The 15,537-nt window shown below is 45.0% G+C and carries 13 protein-coding genes; 12 read left to right on the plus strand and 1 reads right to left on the minus strand.

From position 1 onward, the window contains the following. Positions 1-4: 4 nt before the first annotated feature. Positions 5-1,117 (plus strand): ABC transporter ATP-binding protein, encoded by a 1,113-nt coding sequence (locus V8Q34_RS06655; protein ID WP_033142032.1) that lies wholly within the window; start codon positions 5-7, stop codon positions 1,115-1,117. 47 nt (positions 1,118-1,164) lie between these two features. Here the strand turns inward: V8Q34_RS06655 and V8Q34_RS27515 are convergent, their stop codons facing one another. Then, positions 1,165-1,242, minus strand: a complete 78-nt coding sequence (locus V8Q34_RS27515; protein ID WP_353963996.1) for a DUF6783 domain-containing protein — start codon at positions 1,240-1,242, stop codon at positions 1,165-1,167. A gap of 114 nt (positions 1,243-1,356) precedes the next feature. Between V8Q34_RS27515 and V8Q34_RS06660 the strand changes: the two genes are divergently transcribed. From V8Q34_RS06660 to V8Q34_RS06710, 11 genes are all read left to right on the plus strand, one after another. Continuing rightward, entirely contained in the window at positions 1,357-2,442 is a 1,086-nt protein-coding gene (locus tag V8Q34_RS06660; protein WP_033142031.1) for a PucR family transcriptional regulator, read from the plus strand. Positions 2,443-3,520: 1,078 nt separating this feature from the next. Next, positions 3,521-5,809 carry a hydratase gene (locus V8Q34_RS06665; RefSeq protein WP_186970948.1) on the plus strand — a complete coding sequence of 763 codons (2,289 nt, stop codon included), beginning with the start codon at positions 3,521-3,523 and terminating at the stop codon, positions 5,807-5,809. Between the two features lie 1,423 nt (positions 5,810-7,232). After that, positions 7,233-7,907 carry an RluA family pseudouridine synthase gene (locus tag V8Q34_RS06670; RefSeq protein ID WP_335835109.1) on the plus strand — a complete coding sequence of 225 codons (675 nt, stop codon included), beginning with the start codon at positions 7,233-7,235 and terminating at the stop codon, positions 7,905-7,907. Positions 7,908-7,970: 63 nt separating this feature from the next. Then, positions 7,971-9,005, plus strand: a complete 1,035-nt coding sequence (locus tag V8Q34_RS06675; RefSeq protein ID WP_335835110.1) for an AI-2E family transporter — start codon at positions 7,971-7,973, stop codon at positions 9,003-9,005. A gap of 191 nt (positions 9,006-9,196) precedes the next feature. Further along, positions 9,197-10,438 carry an ABC transporter substrate-binding protein gene (locus V8Q34_RS06680; protein ID WP_103731857.1) on the plus strand — a complete coding sequence of 414 codons (1,242 nt, stop codon included), beginning with the start codon at positions 9,197-9,199 and terminating at the stop codon, positions 10,436-10,438. Between the two features lie 186 nt (positions 10,439-10,624). Next, on the plus strand, positions 10,625-10,933 hold the full coding sequence (locus V8Q34_RS06685) for an ATP synthase (RefSeq protein WP_033139168.1): 309 nt from the start codon (positions 10,625-10,627) through the stop codon (positions 10,931-10,933). 40 nt (positions 10,934-10,973) lie between these two features. Further along, positions 10,974-13,010, plus strand: coding sequence for a V-type ATP synthase subunit I (locus V8Q34_RS06690; RefSeq protein WP_103731858.1), 2,037 nt, complete (start codon positions 10,974-10,976; stop codon positions 13,008-13,010). After that, complete coding sequence (locus tag V8Q34_RS06695) at positions 13,007-13,483, plus strand: V-type ATP synthase subunit K (RefSeq protein ID WP_018593354.1); 477 nt, start codon at positions 13,007-13,009, stop codon at positions 13,481-13,483. The genes V8Q34_RS06690 and V8Q34_RS06695 overlap by 4 nt, the downstream gene beginning before the upstream one ends. A 76-nt stretch (positions 13,484-13,559) precedes the next feature. Continuing rightward, a complete protein-coding gene (locus V8Q34_RS06700) occupies positions 13,560-14,153 on the plus strand; it encodes a V-type ATP synthase subunit E (protein ID WP_033139166.1) in 594 nt (197 codons plus the stop codon). A gap of 28 nt (positions 14,154-14,181) precedes the next feature. After that, positions 14,182-15,159, plus strand: a complete 978-nt coding sequence (locus tag V8Q34_RS06705; protein WP_103731860.1) for a V0D/AC39 family V-type ATPase subunit — start codon at positions 14,182-14,184, stop codon at positions 15,157-15,159. Next, the gene (locus tag V8Q34_RS06710; protein WP_033139164.1) at positions 15,152-15,472 is read left to right on the plus strand and encodes a V-type ATP synthase subunit F; all 321 of its coding nucleotides are present in this window, start codon (positions 15,152-15,154) and stop codon (positions 15,470-15,472) included. Before V8Q34_RS06705 ends, V8Q34_RS06710 begins: the two co-directional genes overlap by 8 nt. The last annotated feature ends 65 nt before the right edge of the window (positions 15,473-15,537 follow it).

The following is a 15,537-nucleotide window of genomic DNA, read 5'->3' on the forward strand; positions in this document are numbered from 1 at the left end:
GAAAATGGCAAGCTTATCATTACAGCATATTAACAAAACATATCCAAACGGATTCGAAGCAGTAAAAGATTTTAACCTTGAAATCGCAGATAAAGAATTCATCATCTTCGTAGGTCCTTCAGGTTGTGGTAAATCTACTACACTTCGTATGATCGCAGGTCTGGAAGAAATTTCAGGCGGTACATTAAAAATCGGTGACAAGGTTGTAAATGATGTAGAACCTAAAGACAGAGATATTGCAATGGTATTCCAGAACTACGCTCTGTATCCGCATATGACCGTATATGATAACATGGCATTCGGTCTGAAACTGAGAAAAGTTCCGAAAGACCAGATTGATAAAATGGTTAAAGAAGCAGCTAAGATCCTTGACCTGGAGAAACTGTTAGACCGTAAACCGAAAGCTCTTTCCGGTGGTCAGAGACAGCGTGTTGCTATGGGACGTGCTATCGTGCGTGAACCTAAAGTATTCCTGATGGACGAACCTCTGTCAAACCTGGATGCTAAACTTCGTGTACAGATGCGTACTGAGATCTCCAAACTGCATGAGAGATTAGGTGCAACCATTATCTACGTAACACATGACCAGACAGAGGCTATGACACTTGGTACAAGAATCGTTGTTATGAAAGACGGTATCGTACAGCAGGTTGATACACCTCAGAACTTATACAACGCTCCGAAGAACCTGTTCGTAGCAGGATTCATCGGTTCTCCTCAGATGAACATGATGGATGCAGTATGCCACGTAAAAGGCAATGAAGTTGAACTGGAAATCGGCGGAACTACAATCGCTTTACCTGCTTCCAAGAGAAAACCGCTCATCGACGGCGGCTATGACGGAAAGACAGTTGTTATGGGTATTCGTCCTGAGCACGTATACGATGATGAAGCTCGTATTCAGGCATTCCCGGGCAGCGTAATCGAAGGTAAGATCACTGTTTACGAATTACTTGGTGCTGAGGTTTACTTATACTTTGACACAGAAGGATTCCCGATGACAGCAAGAGTTAATCCGCGTACAACAGCCAGAACAGGCGATGTTGTTAAATTCTCACTGGATCTGGAAAAGATTCACGTATTCGACAAAGAAACAGAACAGGTTATCACAAACTAATTGTTATGAAAAGATACAGACTGCCGCGGATTTATCTGCGGCAGTTTTTATATAGGAAAAGCTGCCAGCCTAGAGCGTGTTTGAAAATTGCTTTCGCCAAGCTGTACGTCACAGATTGTCGGAATGAATTTTCAAACAGGCTCTAGTGTACGAAAATAAAAAATTGAAATTTTGTCGAAAATACGTTATAGTAATTGATATATTAGTATTTTTGATAAGTGTGCAGAAGGAGAATAACTATGATTTCAAGCCAGGTGATACAGAAGACATTAGAAGAATTGAGAACCATAACGAGGATAGATCTCTGTGTTATGGATGTGGATGGAAAGGTAAACTCTACTACATTTCCGGTTGAGAATGAAGATTTCGGTGATGTGTCCGGCTTTGTGGAATCAATGGCGGACAGCCAGGTAATGAAAGGCTACCATTTCTTCAAGATTTATGACGGGCAGTCTGTGGAGTTTATTCTGATCGCAAAAGGCGGCAATGAGGATGCCTATATGATTGGCCGCGTGGCTGTTGCGGAGATTCAGAATCTGATCGTGGCTTACAAAGAGCGTTTTGATAAGTCAAATTTTATCCAGAATCTGATCCTCGACAATCTGCTTCTGGTAGATGTATACAACCGTGCAAAAAAACTGCATATCCCGGTGGAAGCCAGGAGAGTAGTGCTTCTGGTCGAGACCAAAAATGAGAAGGATCAGGATGCCATTGAGATTCTGAAAAACCTGTTTGTGTCCAGAACAAACGATTTCATCACAGCGATTGATGAGAAAAATATCATCATTGTTCGGAATCTGGAAGAGACTGACAATTACGAATCCATTGAGAGCATTGCCAAGATGATCGTGGATATGCTCAATGCTGAGGCTATGTCCCAGGTGCGCGTGTCCTACGGCAATATCATCAATGAGATCAAGGATGTATCACGTTCTTATAAAGAAGCGAAGATGGCTCTTGACGTAGGTAAAATATTCTATGTGGAGAAGACCATTGTGGGATACAACAATCTGGGAATCGGCCGTCTGATCTACCAGCTTCCCATGCCTCTGTGTGAAATGTTCATGAAAGAGGTATTCGGAGGCAAGCTGCCGGAATCCCTGGATGATGAGACTCTGAACACCATCAACAAATTCTTTGACAATAATCTGAACATTTCAGAGACATCCCGCCAGCTCTTCCTGCACAGGAATACACTGGTGTACAGACTGGAGAAGATTCAGAAGAGCACAGGACTTGATATCAGGGTGTTTGACGACGCACTGACATTCAAGATCGCGCTGATGGTTTCCAGCTATATGGAGTTTATGAAAAAACAGGATTAACGATTCAGCCGGGCCCCGCACTTACTGCCCGGACCTGATATAAGAGAGCTGCCGCGTGCCGCGTAAGTACGTTCTCTGCCGTAGTCATTTTGTCTATACAGGCCCATGACTGCAGCAGGGAGCAGATCTTGTGGCATCCGGCAGCTTTTTTGCTGTTGTGAAGGAAAGTACAGATAAATTGGAAGAAACCTTTGGTTTTAGTATGTATATTAAGTAAGTGAGCCTTGGTTTTGGCTACACTTTACAGATAAAAAGCAGGGAATCTTTGGTATTAGTCTGTAAATTAAGTAAGCGCGCCATGGTTTTTGTCACACTTTACAGATAAAAAGCAGGGAACCTTTGGTTTTAATACGTAAACTAAGCAAGTGAGCCTTGGTTTTGGTCACACTTTACAGATAAAAAGCAGGGAAACTTTGGCTTTAATACGTAAATTAAGCAAGTGAGCCGTGGTTTTGGTCACATTTTACAGATAAAAAGCAGGGAAACTTTGGCTTTAATACGTAAACTAAGCAAGTGAGCCTTGGTTTTGGTCACACTTTACAGATAAAAAGCAGGGAATCTTTGGTATTAGTATGTAAACTAAGCAAGTGAGCCTTGGTTTTGGTCACACTTTACAGATAAAAAGCAGGGAACCTTTGGTTTTAATACGTAAACTAAGCAAGTGAGCCGTGGTTTTGGTCACACTTTACAGATAAAAAGCAGGGAATCTTTGGCTTTAATACGTAAACTAAGCAAGTGAGCCTTGGTTTTGGTCACACTTTACAGATAAAATGCAAAGAGCCTTTAGATTTTATACATAACTTATGGATTTTAACGGCCCATTTATCTGTTCTATATACGATAAGAAAAACTTTTGCGTCCATACGTACATCAGGAAATCTTGCCGGCAGCCTTTTATCTTTACAGATCATCAAATATTCCGATGTTTTCCTGAGAATGTGCGAACGACAAAGGCACTGGAATTAAATAAAGTGATAGAGAGATAAAATACTTGCATTTTAGCGTGATAATGCGTATAATAGAAAAGAACTGTATAAGTGTATACAATGATACAAAACGGTGACAAGGAGGATCAATCATGGTAAAACTTTACGATGGCGGTGTCTGGTTGGTGAATGGAACTGAGCTTGTGGAAGACGGTCCTGAAGCGGCAGCAGCAGTTGCACAGATGACAGGTGCAGCGTCTCTTGACAAAGAAGAGGCATCCAGACAGACAATGGCTTACTCTATCTTGGAAAAGCATAATACATCCGGAAATATGGATGATTTAAAAATTAAATTCGATAAACTGACATCCCACGATATTACATTTGTTGGGATCATTCAGACTGCAAGGGCTTCAGGGCTGGAAAAATTCCCAATCCCCTATGTACTGACAAACTGCCACAACTCTCTCTGTGCAGTGGGCGGAACCATCAATGAGGATGACCACATGTTTGGTCTGACCTGCGCAAAACGCTACGGCGGAATGTATGTGCCGCCCCATCAGGCAGTTATCCATCAGTTTGCCAGGGAGATGCTGGCAGGCGGCGGAAAAATGATTCTGGGATCGGACAGCCATACCCGATACGGTGCTCTGGGAACCATGGCTATGGGTGAGGGCGGTCCGGAGCTGGTGAAGCAGCTTCTGGGCAAGACTTATGATATACACAGACCGGAGGTTGTGGGCGTTTATCTGACCGGAAAGCCGATGCCGGGCGTAGGTCCCCAGGACGTTGCGCTGGCTATCATAGGTGCAGTGTTTGCCAACGGTTATGTTAAGAATAAAGTCATGGAGTTTGTAGGCCCGGGCGTTGCCGAACTCAGCGCTGATTTCCGTATCGGAATTGATGTTATGACCACAGAAACGACCTGCCTCTCTTCCATCTGGACAACAGACGATACCATTAAGGACTTCTATGAGGTTCACGGAAGAGCCGGGGAGTATAAAGAGCTGTCTCCCGGTGCAGTGACTTACTATGACGGAATGGTCTATGTGGACTTAAGCCGGGTGAAACCCATGATCGCCATGCCGTTCCACCCAAGCAACACCTATACAATAGAAGAACTAAATGCGAACCTGATGGATATTCTGGATGACGTGGAGAAAAAGGCACAGGTGAGCCTGGACGGCAAGATTCCGTTTACCCTGAAGGATAAAGTACATAACGGCAGACTGTATGTGGAACAGGGAATCATCGCCGGATGTGCGGGCGGCGGGTTTGAAAATATCTGCGATGCCGCTGATATATTAAGAGGTTCCAGCATCGGTGCGGATGCCTTTACTTTAAGTGTATATCCGGCCAGTACACCGATTTACATGGAGATCGCCAAGAATGGTGTCCTGGCAGATTTGATGCAGACAGGTGCTGTGGTCAAGACTGCTTTCTGCGGACCGTGCTTCGGCGCCGGGGATACACCTGCCAACAATGCCCTCAGTATCCGCCACTCTACCAGAAATTTCCCGAACCGTGAGGGCTCCAAGATCCAGAACGGACAGATTTCTTCCGTTGCACTGATGGATGCCCGTTCCATAGCAGCCACAGCAGCAAACAGGGGATATCTGACCTCGGCAGCGGACTTTGATGTTAAATATACAAAACCCCGCTATTTCTTTGACAAAACGATTTACGAGAACCGCGTCTTTGACAGCAAAGGCAAAGCCGACCCGGACACAGAGATACAGTTCGGACCGAATATCAAGGACTGGCCTGAAATGCCGGCCCTCACAGAGAACCTGGTACTGAAGGTGGTTTCTGAGATTCATGATCCGGTCACCACAACAGATGAGCTGATCCCATCAGGTGAAACATCATCCTTCCGCTCCAATCCTCTGGGACTTGCCGAATTTACCCTCTCCAGAAAAGACCCTGAGTATGTACCGCTTGCCAAGGAAATCCAGGCTGCGGAGAAGGCCAGAGAAGCCGGAAACTGTCCGCTGGAAGCTGTACCGGAGCTGAAGTCCGTATGGGAGAAGCTGAAAACGGTATGCCCTGACATGGACAGCTCCAATACAGGTATCGGAAGCACTATCTATGCCGTAAAACCAGGCGACGGTTCGGCCAGGGAACAGGCTGCGTCCTGTCAGAAGGTACTGGGCGGATGGGCCAATATCGCCAATGAATATGCCACCAAGCGTTACCGTTCCAACCTGATCAATTGGGGTATGCTCCCCCTTCTGGTCCCGGCTGGCAGCCTGCCGTTTAAAAAAGGCGATTATCTGCTTCTTCCGGGAATCAGAAAAGCTGTTGAGGAGAAGGCTGAAGAAATCAAGGTTTACGTGGCAGGAGATTCCTGCAGGGAATTCACAGTGAAAATCGGTGATCTGACAGATGATGAACGAGAGATCATTCTGAAAGGCTGTCTGATCAACTACTACAGAGGTTAACATAAATACCGTACGGCACAGGATTTATCCGACAAAACCAGATATTTCTGGATTGGAGGATAAAATAATGTGTCGCACGGTGTTTTATTTTGGCAATTTTCAATGTTCAGAATTATTATGCTTTTCGTAAATTGTGTAGTAAATTCATATAAAAATATATAATTTACAGCTTAATAATGTTAAAAATATAACTTATAAAAAAACAAAACTTTTTTCAAAAAATATATTGACAAATAAAACAACCCATGGTAATATATAACCATCAAAAGAAAACACCAACACATTACTACATAACCAATTCTTAAACATAGAGAAGATAAATCTTTTTTAGGAAGTTGGCTACAAGGTACAAAAGATAAAACATTATATCTCCTTAAAGTGTATGGAGAATACATAATAGGAATCAGAGTAATGTTAAAACGTACTACGTATGAGAGATCCATAAAGTACAAAAGAATAACAGTACCAAGGATAAAAAGTAATGTAAAAGGTGTTATTTGAAATATTGATAAGGAGGTATATTCCATTGGAAATAGCGAATATCAATTATCAATATGAGAGTGGTAAGGCATAGTTCCCTAGAGAAAGACCTAACTACATAAAGACCGAAGAAGAATCCTATTAAGAGGATAAAAAAGCGGTTAGGTGATATATCAAAAAGTGCCCTCATATTGAACAATTACCACAAAAGTAATAAAAAGGTTTCAAAATATATGTAAAGAAATATATTTTGAAAGAACAAAGTATTTATACATCATTCAAAGATATAAAAAATGCAGAAGATATAATAAGTTGTATTCGTTGAGATTAGCCTGTTGTATTTAAAAGTTCTTGAAAAAGAAGTAAATTATTTTATATCCCGAAGAAATGTATAAAGAAATGTTTTGAAAACAAAATAGCCCGAACTATTTGTTTAGAAGCTTTTTATTATCCATAATAGATTTGATATGAACTTTCAATAAATCTTATCAGACACCGGAATTTAAATATCCAAGAAGAGTGAAGACCATTTCAGAGAAGGCTTTATCAGAGTCCATAAAGGGATTTGGGTAGAACATTCAGATAAGAAATGAAAGGAAGCTCAAAGAGATTACGAATTCAGAGTGAAAGATTTATAAATAGGGAATGAGAAGATTAAAAGGAAGTATAGAAGAATAAGGAAAGAACAAAATAACAGTATTCATTCCGGATTTTTTATCAATACTAAGAAAAAGAAAGGAATAAAAAAATTGAATAACGCAGATCATTAGAACAACCGTTGTATCCGATAATAGAAGATATGACGGTTGTTCATTTTTGCCCATCCATGCTATAATACTCCCAGGCAAGTTATCCCTCTCCACCCACGCCCCGGCCCCGCTGCCCTGCATTCTCCGTCCCTTCAGCCAACAAAATAAATTTAGAAAAAGGAATTTAAACAACCATGAAAACACCCCCCATCCCCCAAATCATCCTACACGAAGACCCCCACATCCTAATCTGCCACAAACCCCCCGGCCTTCCTGTCCAATCCAAAAAAATCAACACCCCGGACCTGGAATCCTCCCTCCTCACCTACCTCATCTCAAAAGGCGAGCCTCCTTATTTGGCTGTTATCCACCGCCTCGACCAGCCCGTAGAGGGTATCCTGGTCTTTGCAAAAAACAAAGCCGCAGCCAAAGACCTAAACGCCCAGGTCCAGAACGGAAGTATGGAAAAATACTACCTTGCCGCTGTCAGCGGCATACCGACGAAAAAAGAATCCCGTCTTGAGAACGAACTTATAAAAGATGCTAAAACCAACACCTCCAGGGTGACAAAACAAAAAACACCCCAAAGTAAAAAAGCCATTCTGGAATACCGCGTATTAAAAGAAGCAGAGGATTGTTCTCTTCTCGAGATCCATCTTCTGACAGGCCGTCATCACCAGATCCGTGTCCAGATGGCATACGCCGGCCATCCTCTGCTGGGGGATACCAAGTACAATCCTCAGGCAGGAAAAGAAAAGGAATGGCAGTACATCGCGCTGTGCGCATACAAATTAATTTTTACCCATCCAAAGACAAAGAAAAAAATGGAATTCCAGGTAAAGCCCTCTGGAAATTTTCCTATAGTATAGGTAAGAAAAGTTCACACATACTGTTAGAGGAGAACGAAAAAGATAAGGTATGGTGAGCAGAAGATGAGATGGAAGAAAACGGGTATAACAGTGGGAGTCATTGCAGGTGTATTTCTGGTCATGAAATACGCGGTACCTGTGATGCTCCCATTTCTTTTAGGCTGGCTTCTGGCACTCGCCATACTTCCGGCAGCCAGGTGGCTGGCACGGCAGAAACTCTGCAGAAAACTGCATTTTACAGAAGGCGGTGTGGGCGCAGTGCTGATTCTGCTTCTCTCCGTGGGAGGCATTCTTGGGGTTATGTGGCTTCTCCAGGCTCTGTCTGCACAGATCAGCAGGCTGATAGCGTTCTATCCGGTAATAAAGAGAGAATTCTGCCAGATCATAGGCCAATGCTGCAGACAGGTGGAATACACGGTGGGAATTCCGGCCCGGGAGAGCAGCCAGTATATTTATATGCAGCTCAGTAATATCAGCAGTTCCTTTTTAGATGGTAGTCAGTCCATGGAGGCTGCGGTCGGCTCCATGAAAAAGTGCGTGGTCCTGGTGGGCGGCCTGATTCTGTGCGTAGTATCCGCGGTTTTGATTCTGCAGGAGCACGGGGAGTGGAAAGAACGGTTTTCCGCCTGGCCTGTTTTTGTTAAGGCGAAAGCCCTATTCAAGAACTTAAAGAGCGGAATTGCGGAATATTTCAAAGCACAGATCAAAATTATGGGAATCATTATCCTCCTCTGTATTGCCGGATTGTTCTTATTGGGAACGCCTCATTTTATCACTGCAGGGCTGGCGCTGGGACTTCTGGACGCACTGCCCGTTCTGGGAACAGGTACATTTCTTGTCCCCGCGGCGCTTGTCCTTGCCTTAAGAGGAGACGCGGCCGGTGCAGTCGGCTGTATTGCCCTTTATCTTGTCACAAGCTGCGTCAGGCAGTTTCTGGAGCCCCGCCTGATAGGAAAGAAGGTGGGGGTATCGCCTCTCCTTGTCCTGTTATCGGTATATCTGGGGCTGTTTTTGTACGGAGGAGCCGGTTTTTTGCTGGGACCGCTCTCTGCTCTGGTAATATACGGGATTTTACGTGAATGGAATCTTCTTGATTAGAGCGTGTTTGGAAACTTTATAGATAATATGAATAGAAAAGTTCCTGAAATTTTTACGAAATTATTACAAAAAGCATATGGACTAATAAGTAGTTTCGTGTATAATGGAAACGTAGTTAATAGGAAGAGAAATGCATGTAAAAATCTGGTAAAGCCGTACACAGGTATGGCGTGAACCTTGGAGGAGAGGGCATGAAACGTACAATGGTTGCTTTATTATGCATCGCGCTGGCAGCGGGTTCCCTGGCAGGATGCGGTGGTAATAAGGATAAAAAAGAAGTACCCGTAAACACAGAGGCAAAGGCGGAAGACAAGCCGGAAGTGGGCAGCAAGGGGGACCCTCAGAAAGAAGAAGATACAGAAGAGGAACAGAAGGAAGAGGAAAAAGATAATACAGAAGTTTCCGGTGAGAATGAGAACAGCCAGGACGCAGAGGAAGAGAACGAGGCAGACATGTCTGAGGACCTGACTATGACCACTCTGAAAAGCAGTGCCGGAACCATTGATTATACATCCCTGGAAGGTCTGGAGCTGGAGGCCGGCGGTCATATAGCAGTGGTGGTTAAGAGCACAAAGACAGGCTACTGGGTCACTGTAAAAAAAGGCATGGAAGCAGCCGTCAAAGATTTAAATAAAAAACTGGAATATAAAGGTGACGATAAGATAAAACTATCCTTTGAAGGGCCGTCCGATGAGACTGATGTGGAGAGCCAGATCAATATTATCGACGCGGTTCTGGCTGAGAATCCAAATGTTCTCTGTCTGGCAGCCATAGATATGGAATCCTGTCAGGCCCAGCTTGAAACAGCAGAGGAAAACGGAATCCCCGTGGTTGTGCTGGATTCCGGTGTGGTGACCGGCACCGTAGATTCCGTGTGCTCCACAGACAACAAGGCAGCAGGCGCTGACGCAGCGAAAAAACTTGCGGAAGCTGTGGGCAGCAGCGGAGAGATCGCTGTTATGGCCCATATCGAAAGCTCTGAAAGCAGCCAGGACAGAGTCAAGGGATTTACAGATGAGCTCACAGCCAATTACCCGGATATTAAGATTGTTAATCTCTCCTATGAAAATGAGGAGACACCGGTCAGGGAGATGGCAGCAAAAGTGCTGGAGGATAATCCGAATCTGAAAGGATACTTCTGTACCAATCAGGTCACTGCGGATGATGTTCTGGAAGCGCTGAAAGAAGCAGAGAGAGAAGAAATTGCCGTAGTGGGGTTTGATGCCGGCAAGACCCAGAAAGAAGCGATCAAGGACGGAAGAGAGGCCGGAGTTATCGCACAGAATCCGTATGGCATGGGATATGCCACCGCAGTAGCAGCAGCCAGGGCTTGGCTGGGGCTGGAAAATGATTCCTTTATCAATCCGGGATATCAGTGGATCGATGCTGCCAGCCTGGATGATGAGAAGCTGAAGAACTACTTATACGAGTAAGATAAAGTCAAATTAAACAAAGACATTCGGGGAGATTGTGTAAATTCTATACAATCTCTCTTTTTTTGTCGGGATTACCAAAATAAGGCAACTTTTTTTCGTGTAATTCGGTTAAAAATATTGTGAACAAATTGACAAATTGCATAATTCATAGTAATATTTAAACTATGTGAAGGTGGTGATACTGTGATAGAAGGAACAATCAAAGAAATCCGGGATGCGGAGCAGGAGGCAGCAAACATCGTTGCGGATGCAAAGCGCCAGAGTGAAAAGATTTCTGAGGAGGCAAAACTGGCTTCCGAAAAATTGTATTCCGATATGATTTCCGAAGCGCAGCAGAAGGCGAAAAAATTAAGAGACTCTGCTGAAACATTTGGAAAACAGCAGACGGACGAGGCCCTTTTGGCGGCTGGAAAAGAAATCGAAAAGCTGAAGAGCGCGGCAAAAAGCCGGGAAAAAGAAGCGGTTGATTTGATTATTTCCGAATTAATCTGAGAGGAAGAAAAAGAAAACGAGTTAAAGGAGGGATGAGAGTATGGCAGTAATGCAGATGCAGCGAGTCAGTATCTGCGCGCTGAAAAGGGACCGGAAGGCCATCCTGGAAAAGCTGCAGACCATGGGCGTCATGGAAATGACCCAGGTATTAGACGATGAGTCAGGCTTTGAAAAGATGGATACCCAGGGGGCCAGAAACACTTTTGAGAAAAAAGCGAACCTGGCGGATTTAGCACTGGATATCCTGCAGGAATATGCACCGGAGAAAAAATCCCTGCTGTCCAGTCTGGAAGGAAAAAAACTGATTGAAAAAGAAACTTACAACCAGGTAGCGGTTCAGAAGGAAGAAATGATGGACATTGCTTCCAGAATAACCGGCTGGCAGAAAGAAATCGCGGAGTGCCGTGCAAATATCCAGAAAATGGAGAACCAGATCGAAGCACTGGCTCCATGGATGAGCCTGGATGTGCCCATGAATTTTGAGGGTACCGGTTCAACCAGCGCACTCATCGGTGCTATTTCAGGCGAAATGACACTGGAAGCGGTTTACAGCCTGATCGCGGAGTACGCTCCCGAGGCTGAAGGCGTGGATGTGACAGTCCTTTCTGCGGACAGAGATTCCACTTATATTGTTGTGCTGTGTCTGAAGAAGAACGCACAGCAGGTGGAGGATGCGCTGCGGCAGGGCGGTTTTGCTAGGCCATCTCAGATCGTCAGTGAAATACCGGCGGTCGAAAAAGAACACTTGGAGGCAGAAATCAGTGCGCTCCAAAAAGAAATTGAGGGATGTCAGAAGCATATTACTGAATATGGGGACAAGCGCGCAGACCTGCGTTTGATTTCTGACTATTTCCGTACAAGAGCAGAGAAATACGAACTCCTGGGACAAATTCCACAGTCCTCCAGGACCTTTTTTGTAAGTGGGTATATACCTAAAAAAGCGGTTCCCGCAGTGAAAAAGGCAATGGAAGAGGGCTATGATCTGGTCTTTGATGTGGAGGAGATACAGGAGGATGAGGAAGCCCCGGTGCTTCTGAGCAATAACGCATTTTCACAGTCTGTGGAGGGCGTTTTGGAATCCTACGGTCTGCCGAAAAAAGGCGAGGTTGACCCGACGACAATCATGTCGTTTTTCTATGTATTTTTCTTCGGTCTGATGCTGTCTGATGCGGCATACGGACTGATCATATTCCTGGCATGTTTTATTGTACTGAGAAAGTACCCGCGCATGAGCCAGGGCATGCATAAGGCGCTGAAAATGTTCATGTACTGCGGTCTTTCCACTTTAGTGTGGGGTGTACTTTTCGGAGGATACTTCGGAGATGCCGTGGACGTGGTCGCGCGAACCTTCTTCCATGTGGATGTACCGGACGGCGGACTGATCAAGGCAGCCTGGTTCGTTCCGCTGAACGACCCAATGCGTCTTCTTATGTACGCAATGCTGTTTGGTGTGATCCATCTGTTCATGGGACTGGCACTGAAAGGATACATGCTTCTGAAAGATAAACAGTACATGGATTTCTTCTGTGATGTTATTATCTGGTATGTATTTCTGATCGGTTTGGTTATGATGCTGCTTCCAAGCAGTATCTTTGCATCCATCTCCCAGCTTCCGGAAGGAACTTTCCCACCGGCAGTTTCGCAGATCGGAAAGGTCATGGCGATCGCAGGAGCGGTAGGACTGCTTCTTATGTCAGGGCGTGCGAACAAGAATATCGCTCTTCGTCTGGCACTGGGCGCGTATGATATTTACAATGTAACAGGATGGCTGAGTGATGTGCTGTCTTACTCCCGTCTGCTTGCTCTTGGTCTGGCAACAGGTGTTATCGCATCTGTGGTAAACCAGATGGCAAGTATGCTGGGCGACGGTATCATTGCCGCTGTCGGTTTTATAGTGATTTTTATTGTGGGCCATTCACTGAATCTGGCTATCAATCTTTTGGGCGCATACGTGCATACAAACCGTTTACAGTTTGTCGAGTTTTTCGGCAAGTTTTATGAGGGTGGAGGAAGACCTTTCAACCCATTTAAATTAACTACGAAATATGTAGATGTTAAGGAGGAAACTTATTTATGAGTCAGTTAGGAATTGTTTACGCATTACTTGGTGCAGCATTAGCAGTATTATTAGCAGGTGCAGGTTCATCTATTGGTGTAGGTATTGCCGGTCAGGCAGCAGCAGGTGTTGTTACAGAAGATCCCAGCAAATTCGCTAAGGTTCTTATCATGCAGCTTCTCCCAGGTACACAGGGTATCTACGGTCTGCTGGTTGGTTTCATCACACTTTCCAAGATCGGTCTGTTAGGCGGAGGTATGCTGGATTTAACACCGCAGCAGGGCTTACTGGTATTAGCAGCTTGTCTGCCGATCGGTATCGTTGGTCTGATCTCCGGTAAATATCAGGGAATGACATCTGCAGCAGCTATCGGCATCGTTGCCAAGAAACCGGAACAGTTCGGTAAAGCTATGCTTTTCCCGGCCATGGTTGAGACATACGCAATTCTTGCTCTGCTGATTTCCATTCTTTCTGTAACGAACCTTTCCTTCTAATTAAAATATGGAGAGAAGTCCCGGCATGGGACAGAAATTACAGGACAGAATAGAAATAGTAAAGGAGAGCTAAAGAATGACTGGATTAGAAAAAATGAAAAGCCAGATTCTGGATGAAGCAAAAAGCTCCGCGAATGATATCATCGACCGTGCGCAGAAGAGCGCAGAAGCAGTTAAGCAGGAGATGAGAGACAAAGCGGAAGCAGAATGCGGACGTATCTCCCAAAAAGCGGATGCTGATGTTGAGAATATCAAGGAACGTGCCCTTTCCTCCTGCGACCTGCAGAAGAGAAAAGCACTTCTGGAGGCAAAGCAGGAAGTAATCTCTGATGTACTGGAGAAAGCTTACGATACACTGCTTACAGCAGACGACGAGACATATTTCAACATGCTCCGCAAAATGCTGGACAAATTCGTTCTGGCTCAGGAAGGGGAAATCTGTTTCTCACCTGAAGATTTGAAGAGAATGCCGCAGGGTTTTGAAAAAGAAATTTCGGACATAGCTGAGAAAAAGGGCGGAAAACTGGTTCTTTCCAAAGAACACAGAAATATCCGTGGAGGCTTTGTCCTGATATATGGTGGAATCGAAGAAAACTGTACCTTTAAGGCCATGTTTGATTCCAAGAGAGGTGAACTTTCCGACAAAGTTCATGCATTATTATTTTTGTAAGCGATAACCGCAAGAAGGAGGAATTATCTTGATTGATACAAAATATACCTATGCGGTTGCGCGAATCCGTGCGCTTGAGACGGCGTTATTCACTTCTGCCACTCTTGACCAGCTCATGGCCTGCCAGACAGAGGAGCAGTGCCTGCAGCTTATACAGGAAAAGGGTTGGGGCGGCGCGGATACGCCGGTGAATGCAGAGGCAATATTGACCAGGGAGCAGGAGAAAATCTGGGAGAATATCAGGGATCTGGGTGTTGATATGTCCGTCTTTGATGTACTTTCCTATCCCAATATGTTCCACAATCTGAAGGCAGCCATCAAGGATGTGTGCACGGAGGAGAACGGCAAGTCAATGAACATCTACTATGATGACACTGCCATCTCCCCGGATGAAATGCTGGAGATCGTGCGGAGCAAGGATTTTTCCAGACTTCCCAAATATATGGCTGGCGCTGCAAAAGAGGCTTATGAGACACTGCTTCACACAAGGGACGGACAGCTCTGCGACGTCATTGTGGACAAGGCAGCCCTTGAGGCGATCTATGCAGCAGGCAAGGAAGCAAAGGACAGCATTATCAAGGATTATGCGGAGTCTACCGTTGCCATAGCTGATATTAAAATCGCTGTGCGTTCACAGAAAACCGCAAAAAATCTGGATTTTATGAAGCGCGCGATGGCGGAATGTGAGTCACTTAGTGTGGCACAGCTTTCCAAGGCGGCAGTGAGCGGCATTGATGCCATTGTGGAGTATTTGTCGGGAACTGCTTATGCGGAGGGCGGTAAGGCCATTGCAGAGTCCATGTCCGCGTTTGAACGCTGGTGTGACAACCGCATGATGCAGACCATGCAGCCTCAGAAATATCAGTCATTTTCAGTGGGACCTCTGGTTGCCTATGTGCTTGCCAGGGAGAACGAGATCAAAACGGTACGAATCATTTTGTCCGGCAAACGCAGCGGGCTTTCGGATGATTCTATCCGGGAAAGGGTAAGGGAAATGTATGTATAAGATTGCAGTTGTGGGCGATTACGACAGTATTTACGGGTTTGCTACACTGGGTCTGGATATATTCCCGGTAACATCCCGAAAAGAAGCTGAAGAAAAACTGGAGCATCTGGCAGCCAGCAAATATGGGATCATCTATATCACAGAAGCGCTGGCAGCAGAGTGCAAAAAGACGATTGATAAATTTCAGGAACAACTGCTTCCCGCCATTATCCTGATCCCCGGTGTTTTCGGAAACACGGGTGAAGGTGTGCAGGGAGTGAAATTATCCGTGGAGAAGGCTGTTGGCTCGGATATTCTTTTCAGCAATAATTAAAAGGTCCGGTATGCGGCAGCACGCCGCAGCACCCGGAATTTGAGCGGTAAAATACCGCAGATACG

Source organism: Blautia sp. JLR.GB0024, assembly GCF_037000545.1.
Lineage (GTDB): Bacteria > Bacillota > Clostridia > Lachnospirales > Lachnospiraceae > Blautia > Blautia celeris.